At 36.2% G+C, this 15183-nt stretch carries 13 protein-coding genes; 3 read left to right on the forward strand and 10 right to left on the reverse strand.

From position 1 onward, the window contains the following. Positions 1–22 precede the first annotated feature (22 nt). The gene (locus ACFWE9_RS11745) at positions 23–1519 is read right to left on the reverse strand and encodes a helix-turn-helix domain-containing protein (protein WP_230162186.1); all 1497 of its coding nucleotides are present in this window, start codon (positions 1517–1519) and stop codon (positions 23–25) included. Positions 1520–2361: 842 nt separating this feature from the next. Here ACFWE9_RS11745 and ACFWE9_RS11750 point away from each other — a divergent pair. The 3 genes from ACFWE9_RS11750 to ACFWE9_RS11760 all read left to right on the forward strand — a co-directional run bounded on the left by ACFWE9_RS11750 (position 2362) and on the right by ACFWE9_RS11760 (position 4511). Further along, positions 2362–2937 (forward strand): LysE family translocator, encoded by a 576-nt coding sequence (locus ACFWE9_RS11750; RefSeq protein WP_230162188.1) that lies wholly within the window; start codon positions 2362–2364, stop codon positions 2935–2937. 25 nt (positions 2938–2962) lie between these two features. Beyond that, positions 2963–3739, forward strand: a complete 777-nt coding sequence (locus ACFWE9_RS11755; protein WP_377356873.1) for an AraC family transcriptional regulator — start codon at positions 2963–2965, stop codon at positions 3737–3739. A 394-nt stretch (positions 3740–4133) separates the two neighbouring features. After that, positions 4134–4511: a hotdog domain-containing protein gene (locus tag ACFWE9_RS11760; RefSeq protein WP_377356875.1), complete on the forward strand. Its 378-nt coding sequence runs from the start codon at positions 4134–4136 to the stop codon at positions 4509–4511. 428 nt (positions 4512–4939) lie between these two features. Here the strand turns inward: ACFWE9_RS11760 and ACFWE9_RS11765 are convergent, their stop codons facing one another. From ACFWE9_RS11765 to ACFWE9_RS11805, 9 genes are all read right to left on the reverse strand, one after another. Further along, a complete protein-coding gene (locus ACFWE9_RS11765) occupies positions 4940–6235 on the reverse strand; it encodes a hypothetical protein (protein ID WP_377356877.1) in 1296 nt (431 codons plus the stop codon). A 229-nt stretch (positions 6236–6464) separates the two neighbouring features. After that, positions 6465–7784, reverse strand: coding sequence for an argininosuccinate lyase (gene argH, locus ACFWE9_RS11770; protein WP_377356879.1), 1320 nt, complete (start codon positions 7782–7784; stop codon positions 6465–6467). 33 nt (positions 7785–7817) lie between these two features. Beyond that, on the reverse strand, positions 7818–9389 hold the full coding sequence (locus tag ACFWE9_RS11775) for an APC family permease (RefSeq protein WP_230162198.1): 1572 nt from the start codon (positions 9387–9389) through the stop codon (positions 7818–7820). A 989-nt stretch (positions 9390–10378) separates the two neighbouring features. Then, positions 10379–11713 carry a 6-phospho-beta-glucosidase gene (locus ACFWE9_RS11780; protein ID WP_377356881.1) on the reverse strand — a complete coding sequence of 445 codons (1335 nt, stop codon included), beginning with the start codon at positions 11711–11713 and terminating at the stop codon, positions 10379–10381. A 44-nt stretch (positions 11714–11757) separates the two neighbouring features. Beyond that, a complete protein-coding gene (locus tag ACFWE9_RS11785; protein ID WP_377356883.1) occupies positions 11758–12081 on the reverse strand; it encodes a PTS lactose/cellobiose transporter subunit IIA in 324 nt (107 codons plus the stop codon). Between the two features lie 38 nt (positions 12082–12119). After that, complete coding sequence (locus ACFWE9_RS11790) at positions 12120–12428, reverse strand: PTS sugar transporter subunit IIB (RefSeq protein ID WP_230162202.1); 309 nt, start codon at positions 12426–12428, stop codon at positions 12120–12122. 36 nt (positions 12429–12464) lie between these two features. Beyond that, a complete protein-coding gene (locus tag ACFWE9_RS11795) occupies positions 12465–13178 on the reverse strand; it encodes a GntR family transcriptional regulator (RefSeq protein ID WP_377356885.1) in 714 nt (237 codons plus the stop codon). Positions 13179–13508: 330 nt separating this feature from the next. Then, positions 13509–13790: a hypothetical protein gene (locus ACFWE9_RS11800; RefSeq protein ID WP_230162206.1), complete on the reverse strand. Its 282-nt coding sequence runs from the start codon at positions 13788–13790 to the stop codon at positions 13509–13511. Positions 13791–13807: 17 nt separating this feature from the next. Beyond that, positions 13808–15124 carry a PTS sugar transporter subunit IIC gene (locus tag ACFWE9_RS11805; RefSeq protein ID WP_230162208.1) on the reverse strand — a complete coding sequence of 439 codons (1317 nt, stop codon included), beginning with the start codon at positions 15122–15124 and terminating at the stop codon, positions 13808–13810. Positions 15125–15183 lie beyond the last annotated feature (59 nt).

Consider the following 15183-nt stretch of genomic DNA (forward strand, 5'->3'; position numbering starts at 1 on the left):
TAACTATAATTATTTTATATTTCTATACTTTTTTACGATTTCTAAATGAACGAGGGGTTGAACCGTTTTTTTCCTTAAAAATCTTGCTAAAGTAATTTGCATTTTTAAATCCTGTTTTATCTGCTACATGTTGAATCGAGAGTTTTGTATCTATCAATAGACGCTGCGCTTCGTTTATCCGTATCTTTGTTAATAGCTGTCGGAACGAGCTTCCTTGTTTTTTTGTTAAGAGCGAGCTAAAATATGCAGGGCTTCTGTTTACATGGGTAGCAACGTCCTCAAGCCTTAGCTCAGGGTTAGTAAAATGCTCCTCAATGTACCGGATGGCCTGCTCAATCACATTTATACGAGCGTTTTCTTGATTGTTATTTGCCCGATCAAGAACTTCATATAAGAACAGTAATAACTCCTGGACGATCCGATATAGAATCGGATTGTATAGGATGGATTCAAATACTTGATGATAACGTCTCTCAAGCATCCCTTCGTCAAGGTAAAATGACTTCATGAAGCGGCGGACTTGGGCTAATAAGCTTGTTAACCGGGTTCGCAATAAACCTGGCTCGGGATAGGGATCTTCCTTATTCAAAAATTCTTTATACATCCACTGCTTAATTTTGTCCCTGTCACCTTCGTTCAGCATGTCAATCCATTCGCGCTGTTCAGATGGGGTTAAAAACGGATCGATCATAACCCAGTTCACCTTATCCTCAATGACCGAAAGCTGTCGATATCCTTTGAAAAAACGAATTTCTAGCGCTTGCTTCGCATGAAGATATTTTTCATTTAACGAAAGCAACGGGTCATTAGTATCATATAAAACTAGTGACATGGGCTCCGAAAACTGCTCTTCCCATTCGGTTAGAATCCGATTGCCTATGTGCTTTAATTGTTTGAGTGGCTGTGGCTGCTGGTTATCGAATGAAAAAACAGAAACGATCATGTCGCTTAGCGGCAATACAACCGGCCGGTTCTTAAAGGGATATTCTTGTAAAAAAGATAGCAGTATAGGTTGTTTCTTCGAATTTTCCAACTGCATCAGCATTAATCGGAAATTGGCGCCCAACGTTTCTTGATGCACGAATAAAGAACTGTAAGATACGGAAGGCACCTCAATTTGAGCCGATGGCTCTTGTTTCCCCCCAGTTTGGGAAACGGCCTTGCAGCACTGGGTTAATACTCGTTTAATATGGTCAGGCGACTGAGGTTTTACCCATAGATCATAGGCATGAAGGTCGATGCCTTGAAGCGCACGTTCAAATGTGGCTTCAGCCGTCATGACGATGACTTTTTGTATGTACCGTTTTGTCAGCTCCTTAAAGCTGTCCCACGTATCCTTTGGAATCATATCGAGTTCAATGCAAACAACATCTGGTACTTCTGACTCTATTAGATGAAATACCTCAGATACTGAGCCTGCTAACAGAATGTGATCAAATGGAATCGCAAACGAAGAAACTAGCCAGCCAATCCCTGTTCGTTCATTTTGATCGCGATCAGCAATTAACAATTTGACCATACAGGAACTCCCTTATGATAGATTTTTTCTTATTAATTATCTCCAAACCAAGCTTATTTTCATCACATCACTACAGTGTCTATCAGATTAAGGGTTCTGGTGCAAAAACTTTTCGTTTTAAAATTCTTGTCCTTAAAACCATTAATTAAGCCTATAACCACAGACAAAATAAGTAAATCAGTGATATTCATACGCCTTTACCCTCTTTTTTATTTTCAGCATAGACGAAAAAAAACCTATTTCATATATAAAAATATTCCCACCTATTTGAACTCCCTCAGTCTAATATGCAAAGTGGGTGAGGCCTGCGGACTTTCGTATGATTTCAATAGCATTGAATATATGCCCAACACCATCCTGTCTCATCGATTAATTATACCTGCACCAGCCGAACAAAAGTCATAGATCACATCATTTATACCGTCCCTTCAGCATTTTAATGTTTGTCGGAGGTAATAGAGAGTGACCGTTCAACTATTACTCTCCTCCAGAAAAATGCTCTCTTGCTGATAAACCAAAGGGATACAATTAACAATAACTTTTATTACTATTTGACATACTATCACATCTCAAAATCTTCATTAAACTAGCGATTAATTTCTATCAAAATATTGGTCATACTCTGGTCACACACTATCGAAACCTATCGGAAACTACAGTTCATTTAAGTATTAATGCCCTCCTTAAAAGTGCGATATAAAGGCATTCGAGGACACCCTTGAAAACTATGGGCTATAGGCCATTTCATGCTCCGCATAGAATAATCCTGCAATAATATACTATATGCCATTTAATTTTAAGATGTATAATTCCATGAGATTACCTTGAAAGGAGTTTTCCTCATGAATATTACATCTTTTTTAATATACTGTTTTATTGTTACTTTTACACCAGGACCTACTAATATCGTCATACTATCCACAGTGCATAGTTTTGGTCCAAAAAAGGCATTGGAATATACGTATGGAGCAACGATTGCTTTTGGTGTATTACTGGTTATTTCCGCTATGTTGAATACTTTGCTTGTAACGATAATACCAAAAATCTTAATTGTAATGCAGATAGTCGGAAGCCTTTATATGTTCTATCTCGCTTATCAAATTTACAAAATGGATACATCAAAACCCAATGTAAACAAAACTGCTACCTTTAGGTCAGGCTTTCTTATGCAGTTTTTAAATCCAAAGGTGGTATTATTTACAATGACTGTAATTCCCAGTTTTATTATGCCGCACTATACCGCAATGTCTGCGGTCACTATAAGTGTTTTAGCTATAACTCTTATTGGACTTTTGGCATTTATTACATGGGTTCTTTTCGGTACAATTTTCAAAAAGTTTTTACAGAATCATAGTAAGATTGTTAATGTAATAATGGCATTATTTTTAGCTTATTCTGCAGTGATGATATGGATGTAGGTAAATTAATCATGAGGTGAATGTAATGGACAAATTTATCTATAAAAAATCGGCAGGTATTACTGCATTGTCAGCAAATATTACTGATTTTACATATAAAAAGCACTCTCACATGGAGTATGCCATAGGTGTAACTTTGCGTGGTATTCAACATTATAACTTGGAAGGCAGTTTACAATTATCATATCCAAAGGGTGTAATGCTTTTTAATCCAGAACAAGCACATGACGGAATGGCACATGATAAGGCAGGGCTTGATTATGTGATGCTATATATTGAGCCACAATTGCTTTTAGAGGTTGCTGAGAAAAAGGATATAGTACGTTTTTCAACTCCTATTGTGTATGACTATAGACTTGAACAAAGAATATTAAGTCTTGCTAATGCAATTTTAAGCGAGAAAGATGAGGCTTTGTGCAGCGAATTACTCTTATCCCTCACAGATAGCCTTATTCAAACTAATCTTTCTCCAAACTATAAGAAAGATAACGTTCTAATTAGAAAAGCAAAGGATATGCTTCATACCAACTTAGAAAATGTACTTAAACTTGACGAGATATGTAAAGAGCTTGATTTATCGAAATTTCAGTTTATCAGATTATTCAAAGCCCATACTGGAATTCCACCATACCAATACTTTCTTAACTGCAAGATAGAACGTGCAAAGCAATTAATAGAAAAGGATGGAGATATTTATTCAGTAGTAGCGGAATGTGGTTTTGTTGATTTATCCCATTTAAATAAACACTTTAAAAGCGTATATGGAACAACTGCATTTGAATATATGTCACAATTAAATTGAGAAGGAGTTTGTTCGATCATATTGGTCAGTCATTGAATGTAAGAAATGATTATTGTGCCAGCTTGCTCCTCCGGAACGAATCATTTCATCGAGCAGGATTTGAATAAATTTTTCTGGATGAAGCTGGGAGTAGATCACCGTCACCCCATACCAAGCACCACAAAGAAATGGATGAATAAGAACATAAAGCCGAAAGTTTGGAAACCTCATTATTTTCTCACATAGCTTAAAACGAACGTTTTTGGTCATTCTAAACAGCGTTTTTATCTTCCTTACCTCAGATGGATAATTACCAAAACAATACTTCAACGACATTGTTAGTTATTAGGATATTAAATTCGCGTTTTGTCCGGGTATTAACCATACAGGATATAACCTTCAGGGGGAGATTTATATGTCATTAAAGGTAGGGGAAATCATTACGTTTGAACGCACTTTTACAGTAAGGGATGTTGAGTTATTTACAGAGATTTCAGGTGATGAAGGGATTCATCATATAACCCCGGATGAACAGGGAAAACTTGTAGTTCAAGGGTTATTAACGGCAACTCTACCAACAAAAGTAGGTGGAGATCATAACGTACTGGCTCGTACTATGAATTTCGAGTTTTTAAGACCTGTGTTTACCGGGGATACAATCATTTGTGAAGTTAAAATTGAAAAATACGAAAGGCAAGAAAATAATAGAACTGCTATTATTGCATCCTTTTTATGTAAAAATCAGAATGAAAAAGAAGTATTACAAGGGGATTTTTCAGGTGTAATCCTTTAAATTCTTTATACTTTCTTTAACTAGGTGCTTTAGTAAAATAGCTGAGGTGCCTTTTTTTACCTTTTTTACATTTTCCATATTCCTCAATCGTGCACAATTGCCGAACATTGAGCAGTCACTTTTTTTACTAAACAGATCATAACGTTCTATAAATGATTGGATGTAAATAATTTAGAAACCCAGCTAATCTTCTCATGTGAAGGTAGCTGGGTTTTAAAGTTTGATGTGCAACATAACACTTAAAATAAGCGCAAAATATCTCCAAAAATGACAGTAGTTTTTGTTTTTATAATAAGAAGATCCATTTAATTGTGCAATTGTAGTATTGAGTTAGAGGTGATTAAGATGAACATTAGTACCGAGGTTCACTTACATACTGCCAGTAGGGATAAAAGCTAAAAGTCTAAAAACACCTGAAAAATGGGTGCTTATTTTAAACGATAAATTTTACTTGGTCTTCCTCGAGAAGAATAAGATTCTTCACCAATGATTTCTGCTAAATTAACTTCACATAAACTTACTACAATACGCCGTGCATTACTTTCATCCCAATAGAGATGCGTTGTTAAATCTTTTATTGTAAAATCTTTTAATTTCAATCTGTTAACTAAAGCATTTAATTTATTATAATTTTTCACACTTATTTTGGCTTTTTTTAGTTTTTCCATAAAACCCTTGTCATCTATCCGGTAAGAAAAACGTAATTCTTCCTCTTCACCCACAGACTCGATCATTGTTCCGTCCTCTTGTACAATGACGATGCCCTTCTCTGACTTTTCTTTTGAAAGTTGGATGGCACGTTGAGCGTTTATTTCTGCTGAGTGAAGTGTTTGACCATATCCGATTCCTACGGTTACAGTAGCATTGGATTCATTTGACAACATAAAGACCGTATCTTTTAAATCCTTTATTTTAGATTCAATTGTACCCCGTGTACTAAAGATAAAGTAACGGCCGTTTCCCTTCTCAACTAATGACCCCTCCAATTGTTCGCAAAATTTAAGAAGAGTTTCTTTTAATTTTATCTCTAAAAATTGCAGATGGTACGAGCTTTTAGCTTTCTCAAATATTTTCTCAAAATGTTCAATTTCAATAATTTGAACACCAATCTGGGTGTCTCTAAAGTAAAAAGTTCTCGATTTTTCTGCAAGTATTCTTAATGATTGGCGAATTTCCATATCAGTTGTAGATATTCGATAGGTTGGTACACCTGCTTCTTTTAAATTTAGATATACAGCCTCGAAACAAGTTAGTGCACCTTCCGTTTTTCCGGCTTTCCATAAATCAAGATGGAATGCGATTAATTCTTCCGTATTTGAATCAATATTGAAGTTTTTTATATACATTTCTTTTGGAGTAATATCAATTTGTTTTAACGCCTGCTCTAAATGGGTTGTAGTTATTTCGTCGATACTTACTTTACTTAAAAATTCCTTTTGAAAATACCCCATATGCAAAAGACTTTTATAGATGCCTGATTCAGTATGATCAATATATAATAGATTTTCCCCTATTCCTACAGTATTTTTTGCAACCATATATGAAATTTGGCCTGAAAAAAACCAGACATCCACGTTTTTATTGAATTCCAAAACGATTTTTTCAGTTTCTCTGAAATCCTCATATGGGTAGGCTTTAAATTCCATGATTGACTCATATTCTTTACCTAAATTAATAATTCGCTCAACTGATGAAACAGGACCAATTACCCCAATTTTATACATGTTTTTCTCCTTAGTTCATAAAACTTCATTTCTTTAATCTTATCTTTAAAATGGAGGAAATTAAAGTTTAATCCTTCTTCTATTGGGAAAATATTTTATCACAAGTCATTGTATCTCTTGATTCGTTAAAAGAAAATATTGACCGATTAAAAAGGGAATTTTAAAAGAGCTATTAGCATAGAACGTACTTATCTTCTATGCTATAGCTCTTCAATTGAAAAAAACTAGATTATTTTAATAAATTCACCTTAATGCCTTTATTTAATATATTTTGATAATCAATAAAGTCATATAAGTCCCCTTCAATTAATGGATTTAAGCTCTTCAATTCGTCTAGAGTCAACTCTTCTATTGCTTTATTATGATCTTCACAATAAATGACAATAGAACCAACAATACTGTGGGCATCTCTAAACGCAACCCCTTTGCTAACTAAATAATCAGCTACTTCTGTTGCATTGAGAAAGCCATATTTTACAGCTTTTTTCATATTTTCAGTATTCACCTTCATAGTAGAAATCATATTAGACATAATTTCTAAACAAGACAAAACTGTATCCAATGCATCAAAAAATGGTTCTTTATCTTCCTGCATATCTTTATTATAAGCCAATGGTAACCCTTTCATCGTCGTTAAAAGCGAAGTAAGAGAACCATATACTCGTCCTGTTTTTCCTCTTATAAGCTCTGCTGCATCAGGATTTTTCTTTTGGGGCATAATACTACTACCTGTAGAATATGCATCATCAATACTAATAAATTTAAACTCTTGACTACTCCATAAAATCAGTTCTTCACTTAATCTGCTTAAATGCATCATGATGATTGAAAAACTAGACATTAATTCTAAAAGGTAATCTCTATCACTAACACCATCAAGGAAATTGTTTACAGGTTTTGAGAATCCTAACTCCTCTGCTGTCATTTCTCGGTCTATATTATGAGTCGTCCCTGCCAATGCTCCACACCCCAGTGGACTTTCGTTCATAATTTCAATTGCATTAAGAACTCTTTTTCTGTCCCTATCCAGCATATTAAAATAGGCCATTAAATGGTGCTTAAGAGTTACTACTTGAGCTCGCTGTAGATGGGTGTATCCTGGCATAATCACATTGTTTGCTTTTGCCTTTTCTTCCAGGTTATTTTGAAGCTCTTCAATATACTCGATCACTTCTAACGCCTTATTTTTAGCGTAAAGCCTGATATCTAAAGCAACTTGATCATTTCGACTTCTTGCTGTATGGAGTTTTTTTGCTGTTTCACCTATTCGTTCCGTTAATTTTGCTTCAACAAAACTATGAATATCTTCAAAATCGCCTTCGATCACTAATGATCCGCTCTCGATATCTTCCAATATAGAAAGAAGAGACGTTATAATACTTTCTCCTTCTTCCTTGGTAAGCAATTTACATTTCACAAGCATATTTACATGTGCAATACTCCCTTTAATATCTTCAGAATAAAGTCTCTTATCAACATGAAGAGAACTATTAAAGTCCTCCATTAATTTATTTTCTTCTTTTCTAAAACGTCCACCCCATAGTTTCATAACCATTTCTCCTTTTGTAAAATGAAATTGTTTTTAAATATCTGTATTATCCATATCTTGCAATTCTTGAACGTTCCCCTTTTTTCGCATATACCAAACACCGTTATAAACAGCAAAATAGTAAAAAACGAATCCTATTATTGCCACGATATAAGACATAAATGGCTCTGGAATAATACCCTTACCACCAAAATTTCCGATTGATGCTATCCCAACGAGCATCAGAATATAAATAACAAGATAGATCCCACCTATGATTTCTATCGATTTATGTTTATTGATAAAATGAGTAATCAAATATCCAACAATTCCAATTGCTAATCCCCAAATGGCAAGTTGAATCCTACTCCAATTTGTCCAATAAATAAGTAGCGTGGCAAATACAAAGGCTAAAGGAGCAATAAAATTCATGCCTGGGATACCGTTGTCTTTTGTCAAACCAACCTTACGAAACACCATTACTGTGACACATGCTGAAGCGTATTTGAAAATACCAATTGATCCAACAATTGCTACAATCGCAGTCCAACTCTTTAAAGGGAACAAGAAAAGCAATCCGATTAGGAAATTGAGAGTAAGTGCACGTGTTGGAACTCCAAATCTTTTATTAATAGTTCCGAAATAAGAAGGGAGGAATCCACTTTTCGCCATTCCAAAAACATGTCTTGAAGTTCCAGCTGTATAAGCAAGCGCTGATCCAGTTGGGGAAATCATTGCGTCCGCTGTAATGGTCCAAGACAACCAAACCATATTCGCCATAAGTGCTAAATTCGCAAATGGAGAGTCAAATTTAATTCCACTCCAACCATGAGCTAGCATTTCGGGCGGTACGGCCCCTATAAAAACGATTTGAAGTAAAACATATAAAATGGTTGAGACTGACAGCGATGTGATAAGAGCAAGTGGAATATTCCGTCTTGGGTTTACCACCTCGCCACTCATCATTACCACATTCCCGAATCCCGTATAGGCAAAAAATATCCCACTAGTTAAGATTGCGCTTAATCCTGCGCCATATCCATTAGGTGCAAACCCATGACTTGTATAATTCTCTTCATGAAAACCTGTCATAAAAAAAGCAATGATGGTTAGGACAGGTACTATAAATTTAATCGTGGTAATAATGGTATTCGTGACAGCAAATAATTTCACTCCAAAATAGTTCACCACAACAAAAAACACCATTAAAACAGTCGATGCTAGAATCCCTGTTGTCGTTAGTTGCTCCTTAGATATATCATATAGGCCTGGCCAGAACTCATTAGCGTATTGAATAACTCCCGATGATTCAACGGGTGCAGTGGCACAGTAGCCAAGCCAAATCGAATAACTAGTCACTGTAGCAAGCAACTTTCCATGGGAATAGAGGGGATAACGACCTAACCCCCCAGTTTCTGGTCTTACCCTTGCTAATTCAGCATAAACAAGAGCTATTAGAGTAATGACGAATGCAGCAATAATCCAAGACATAATAGCAGCTGGTCCAGCCATTTTTGCCGTATTCCATGGCCCAAAAAGCCAACTTGATCCAATAATTCCTCCAAGAGATAGTGCAGTAAGTGACCAAAAGCCCATTTTCTTTTTCAAATATCGTTCTTGATTCATGAGATTCCCTCTCTCTTAATGGGGTATATTATTATTTGCAAACATAGATAGCTTAGTACTGTGCCTAAGATTATTAACTCCTTTCAAATTTTTAAGTTAATACTTTGAGAAGCTAACAAGGATTAGCTCAATTGCAGGTTTATTTTAAGGTCAAAAAAACGTAATTACCTTAAATTGATTTTATTTGAATTGTTTACATTTTGCAATATAATTTTTTGAAAATTCACAACACGAAATACTAAAGGAGTTCGTTCACTGAGTAAGGCATGCTCAGTAGAGATTGCACAGTACTTGTCGCTAACATAGGTTGCTAATCGCGTGGATCTAGCGCCTTCCTTAATTTACTTTAGATGGCCCCCTTCACCTATAAAAAACGTTATCATTGTTGGACCTCCCCCTCACCACGAGACATGTATAGTTGCCCCTTGGATCCTCTCTATGTTTTCTCCCTTAGCCTTGTTCTCCTTGGCTTTCTTGTAGTCTATTGTGATGTTTGAGCGAGCATAGGTTGCTACTCGCGGTGGTTTAGCTGCCTTTTGTACTATCGTAGGTTGGCCCTCACCCTTTATTACTGATACTTTTCCTTAGCTTCCTATGCTATTCACAAATTGATACATCATAGTTTTGAATCATTGTATCTGAGAATAAGAGTTCAAGACTTTCTTTCTACTAACACTTCAAGAAAGTCTATGAATTCACCTCTTCCGTTTTCATCACTAAAGCCGTTCATTAAGTCATTAAGTTCCCAAAAATTCCATCGCAGCATACATATCATCACGAAGCTTGTTGTAAATCTCCCATTAATCTTCTTCCCACAATCTTGAATCACTTCGGCAAAATCGCTGCGAATCAGGATAGACACTCTATCTAGGTTAGTTTTATTATTTATAGTCTGTATGCCTTGGACAAATTCTTTCAAGAATTAAATTAAAAAAAGCTGGGTTTGCCCACTATTCATTGTGGGTTACCCAGCTGTCAAATAATAAATGTTATGCAATTGGTTCTTTAGTGAATAATGGCAGGTGTTCTTTATGTGCTTCTAACATTTCATCCAAGATTTGTTTTGCTACAATATCAGACGGTACAAGAGGGTTAATCGTCATTGCAAGTAAAGCCGTTTGGTAATCCCCTGTTGCACCAGCATCTGCAGCCAGTCTTTCAAAAGATTTAATCTGCTGCACAAGTCCTTGAGCCGCTACTGGCAGGTCACCCATTGCTATTGGCATTGGGCCGTCCTTTGTAATGACTGCACTTACTTCTACTGCTGATTCATTTGGGATAGAAGAGATTGCCCCATTATTAATTGTATTAACGGGCTGAATGTCACATTTATTAGTATACAACGATGCAATCAGACGGCACGCAGCGTCACTATAATATGCTCCTCCTCGTTTTTCCAATTGTGGCGGTTTAATATCCAAATTAGGGTCTTTATATAATTCGAATAAATCAGATTCAAGTTTCTTGACGACTTCTGCCCGCGTACCCTCTGACTCTGCCTCTGCATCTTTTAGTTCCTGTTCTAGCATTTCACGCGTTTTATAGTAATAGCGATGATATGGACAAGGAATTAAACGCAGCGCTTTAATAAATTCCGGACTCCATTCGATTGACTTAATATTGTTCATTGTCATACTTTCAGATGAAGTCGCAATTAAATCGATAACATGTTCTGTCACATCTTCACCATCTAACAATACCTTCGAGCCATAAACCATATGGTTTAATCCCATAAAATCGACATGAACACGAGAAACATCCGCATTAAGCATCTGCGCAATATCCATTTGCATATGAATCGGAACATTACAAAGTCCAACAACCTTCCTGAATGATGTATGTCGAAGAATGGCCTCCGTAAGAATCCCGGTTGGATTTGTAAAATTAACAAGCCAGGCATCTGGACATAACTCCTCAATGTCCTTAACCACATTAAGGATGACAGGAACAGTTCGAAGGGCTTTAAATAATCCCCCCGGCCCATTGGTTTCTTGTCCTATAACATGATATTTTAACGGTATCCTTTCATCGATTGCACGTGCATCGAGCAATCCAACACGGAATTGAGTTGTAACAAAATCCGCATCCTTTAAGGCACTCCTACGATCAAGTGTTAGGTGGATATCGATTGGAAGGTTCGCTTTTTCCACCATCCGTTTGGCTAAATCACCCACAATTTGCAGTTTTTCTTTTCCTTCTTCAATATCTACCAGCCAAATCTCACTTACCGGCAGTTCTTCATATCTCTTAATAAATCCTTCAATTAATTCTGGTGTATAACTTGATCCTCCACCAATTGTTACAATTTTCAATCCGTTTTTCATTGCCCGCACCTCCACCTGCAAAAATAAAGACTCTTGGATGTTATTTAGCTATTTTCTATTTTTTTATGTAAATAGATTATTTCTTCAGTTAATTCTTTCACAGTTATCGTGGTCATTAAATGGTCCTGCGCATGAACAAGTAGGATTGAAAACTCTACACTTGTCCCAAGTGCTTCATTTTGGATCAAAGACGTTTGAGAGCGATGAGCTTCATTCAATTCATATTTCGCTTCTGAAACTTTAGTCTCTGCCAGTTCAAATTCGTTATCCCGCGCAAAACGCATGGCTTCCATAAGCAAACTTCTTGCATTTCCGCTGTGCAAAATAAGCTGAAACGCCACTTTTTCCGTAGATAGTTTCTGACTCACTATTTATTCCCCCTATAAGAAAAGCGCAAGGCGCCAAATTATTGATTGTTCACTAATCCAAGCGCTGTTTCTAAAACGGCTTCCCCATTCATTAATCCATAATGAACCTGATTGATTACATCAACTACAACTGGTTTAGATTCGGCCATCTTTTTCACATCGTTTAACAAATAACGTACTTGAGGCCCTAATAGCAGGACATCAGCATTATCGATATTTTCCCCCGCTTGATCTGCTGAAACAGCCCAGATTTTTGCTTCAATTCCTTTTGCCTCTGCTGCCTTCTCCATTTTAGTAACTAAAAGACTAGTAGACATTCCTGCTGAACAAACTAATAAAATATTCATTTATATTCCCCCTATTTTTTATCCATAAGTTTTAGACTATACTTCAAATTTCACAACATATTTATGCACTTTGGTTTGATAGAATGCTTCTGAATATTCTACCAGGCGATCATCCTCATCATAAGCGTATCGCATTCGTTTTAATAAATTTTGATTATTACTAATCGATAGGGACTTACAAATAATTTCATCTGGTAATTCAATATCAAACTCGTCTGTAAATCGTGCAAAAGATATATTTTGTTCATTTAATAAATGATAGAGCGATCCTTTATATGCATCCTTTTCTAAAGGTAGCTTTAACCAACTAGGCAAGTAATGCGAGAAATAGATATAGGGCTCGTCATTTAGGAAATAAATCCGTGACACATGGAAACATGTATCTCCAAATTGCTGATAAAGGAAAGTATCAGGCTGATTATGAATAATACTGATATTCGCATATTTTTTCTTTATCCTGTATCCTTTCTCCACCAACAGTTCCGAGAAGTTCTTGCCCTTTGATAATTTAGAAATGATTTTGTTATTAATTACTTTTGTCCCTTTTCCACTTCGTTTTTCAAGATACCCTTCGCCTACAAGCTCTTCAATTGCATTGCGGATTGTTATCTTACTTACACTAAATTCTTTTTCTAATTGCTCATGAGTAGGAATATTCATCTCAAGTTGGTATTCACCACTTAAGACCCGATCTTTAATTATATTTTTCACTTGTAAATAGATAGGACCCTTTTTTCTTGAAAGATTCAAGATATATCTACCTTTCTAGTTCAATATCATTTGATTGCATCACGCTCTCAGTTCATCCACCTAATGAAGGAGAAACTACGTAGTTGAATGCCTTAACTTACTTGCCGCTGCAGCATCAAGACTTATCATCGAAGTTAGATTCCTTGAGAATCCCTGCTGGCGAATGCATACCCACCACCTAATCGATCTGTTGTTGAATAGGTAGTGTTTCCTAAATACATTATATATCCAGTTTATTCATGTTTCACAACAGAGTTTATGCTGCAGACCTTATTTAGGGAGTTCGAATTTGATATTGTTCTTACTTTCAGTAGTTTAAGATAAAGAGATTTACTTTCCATTTACTTTTATCAGGGACTGACGTTGATTCTGTGAAGCAAACAAAGCCAATCTAAGCTTATTTGAAATATAAGTTGAACTTGCGATTGTAACGATAATAACAATCGGGGTCATTATTTTGCCTGCCAGCATCACAAAAACCATTGACAATCCAATCACTCCAACCGCCAGAAGAACATCTTTCACTACGGAGCCTTTACTAAATGTTTTCAATCGGCTGCACACAATTTGAGCTACTATAAAGGTTAAACCTGCAATAATTAAAGAAACCACTTAGAATTCACTCCTTTTTACATCGCAGTTTTTTCTTCCACTTGCTGTTCACTATCACTTGCAGCTTGAAGCTGTTGTTTTTCGAACATTTTAAAGAAAGGATAGTAAATAATCAATGAAACAATAAAGTTAAAAATCATAAGAGCTCCGGCAGTTAAACTCCAATTCGAACTCATAACCGCCCCCACTGGAGCAAACATGGTAAATGGAAGCTTGGCCATCATCATTGGCACCAATCCAGAAATGGTTGCAAAATAACTGATTGTGGTAAGCACCATTGGCGTTAAAATAAATGGGATAATTAGAATCGGATTCATAACGATCGGTGTTCCAAATACAATGGGCTCATTGATATTGAACAGGCTTGGAACAATTGTAAGTTTACCTAACTCCTTTAAAAATTTCGCTCTTGAGACTAAGAATAGAACGGCAAGGGCCAAGGTAGAACCTGATCCACCAAGCTGAACAAACCATTGAAGAAATTGTTCGGTAAATAAATTTGGAAGGTGCTGTGCATTACCCGACTGGGTAAACGCTTCCATATTCTCAAGAATAGCCGAATCCCACATTGGACGGATGATAGGTCCAAGAATTGCCTCTCCATGGATTCCAAATGACCAAAATAGTTGAATGATAAAGACAGTTAGCAATCCTCCTATTAAACTATTCCCAACCAGTAAAGATTTTAATGGTGATACGATAAGAGTGATTACTGTGTTTACATCGAAGTTCAAGCCATAACGGATGCCCCACCAAAGCAGCATGATGACTAAAGTCGGCAGCAATGCTGAAAACGACTTGGCAACTGCAGGAGGAACACTGCTTGGAAGCTTGATTGTAAGGTTTTTCTGCAGCATATAGCGGTATATTTCCACAGAGATTAGTGAAGTGACTATCGCCCCAAAGAGTGCAGTAGAGCTTAAGCTGCCAATTGAAATCCAGCGGCCTGCATCAATCACTCCTTCTACTGGATCAACAATCTTCACAGGTACAGCCGAAGTAATCATAAATGCCAGTACAGATAACATCCCTGCACTTAATTGGTCCACCTTATAGGATTGCGCCAAATATGCTCCCACTGAAAAAGCTGCATATAATGCCATGATACCTACTGTATAACGGAAAGGAATATCGAGTGTCTGCCTATAAGGCTCAATAAAATCTTCATATCCTTCGAAAGGTAAATTCAAAAAAATAACAAATAACGATCCAACAATCGTTAATGGCAGTGTTGATATTAAACCATTCCTAATTGCCAACAAATGCCGCTGAGATCCCAATTTGTTAGCAAAAGGTAGAAAATACCTTTCTAAAAAACTCATAACCTTATCCATTCACACACTTCCTTTTCCAAAAATATATTTTGAATTTTCATAAAATAATTGTAACTACA

The sequence above is a fragment of the Peribacillus sp. NPDC060253 genome, from assembly GCF_042727425.1.
Lineage (GTDB): Bacteria > Bacillota > Bacilli > Bacillales > DSM-1321 > Peribacillus.

Excerpts from the sequence above, each read along its gene's own strand:
- ACFWE9_RS11745 (WP_230162186.1), bottom strand. The coding sequence starts at position 1,519 with ATGGTCAAATTGTTAATTGCTGATCGCGATCAAAATGAACGAACAGGG.
- ACFWE9_RS11750 (WP_230162188.1), top strand. The coding sequence starts at position 2,362 with ATGAATATTACATCTTTTTTAATATACTGTTTTATTGTTACTTTTACA.
- ACFWE9_RS11755 (WP_377356873.1), top strand. The coding sequence starts at position 2,963 with ATGGACAAATTTATCTATAAAAAATCGGCAGGTATTACTGCATTGTCA.
- ACFWE9_RS11760 (WP_377356875.1), top strand. The coding sequence starts at position 4,134 with ATGTCATTAAAGGTAGGGGAAATCATTACGTTTGAACGCACTTTTACA.
- ACFWE9_RS11765 (WP_377356877.1), bottom strand. The coding sequence starts at position 6,235 with ATGTATAAAATTGGGGTAATTGGTCCTGTTTCATCAGTTGAGCGAATT.
- argH (WP_377356879.1), bottom strand. The coding sequence starts at position 7,784 with ATGAAACTATGGGGTGGACGTTTTAGAAAAGAAGAAAATAAATTAATG.
- ACFWE9_RS11775 (WP_230162198.1), bottom strand. The coding sequence starts at position 9,389 with ATGAATCAAGAACGATATTTGAAAAAGAAAATGGGCTTTTGGTCACTT.
- ACFWE9_RS11780 (WP_377356881.1), bottom strand. The coding sequence starts at position 11,713 with ATGAAAAACGGATTGAAAATTGTAACAATTGGTGGAGGATCAAGTTAT.
- ACFWE9_RS11790 (WP_230162202.1), bottom strand. The coding sequence starts at position 12,428 with ATGAATATTTTATTAGTTTGTTCAGCAGGAATGTCTACTAGTCTTTTA.
- ACFWE9_RS11805 (WP_230162208.1), bottom strand. The coding sequence starts at position 15,124 with ATGGATAAGGTTATGAGTTTTTTAGAAAGGTATTTTCTACCTTTTGCT.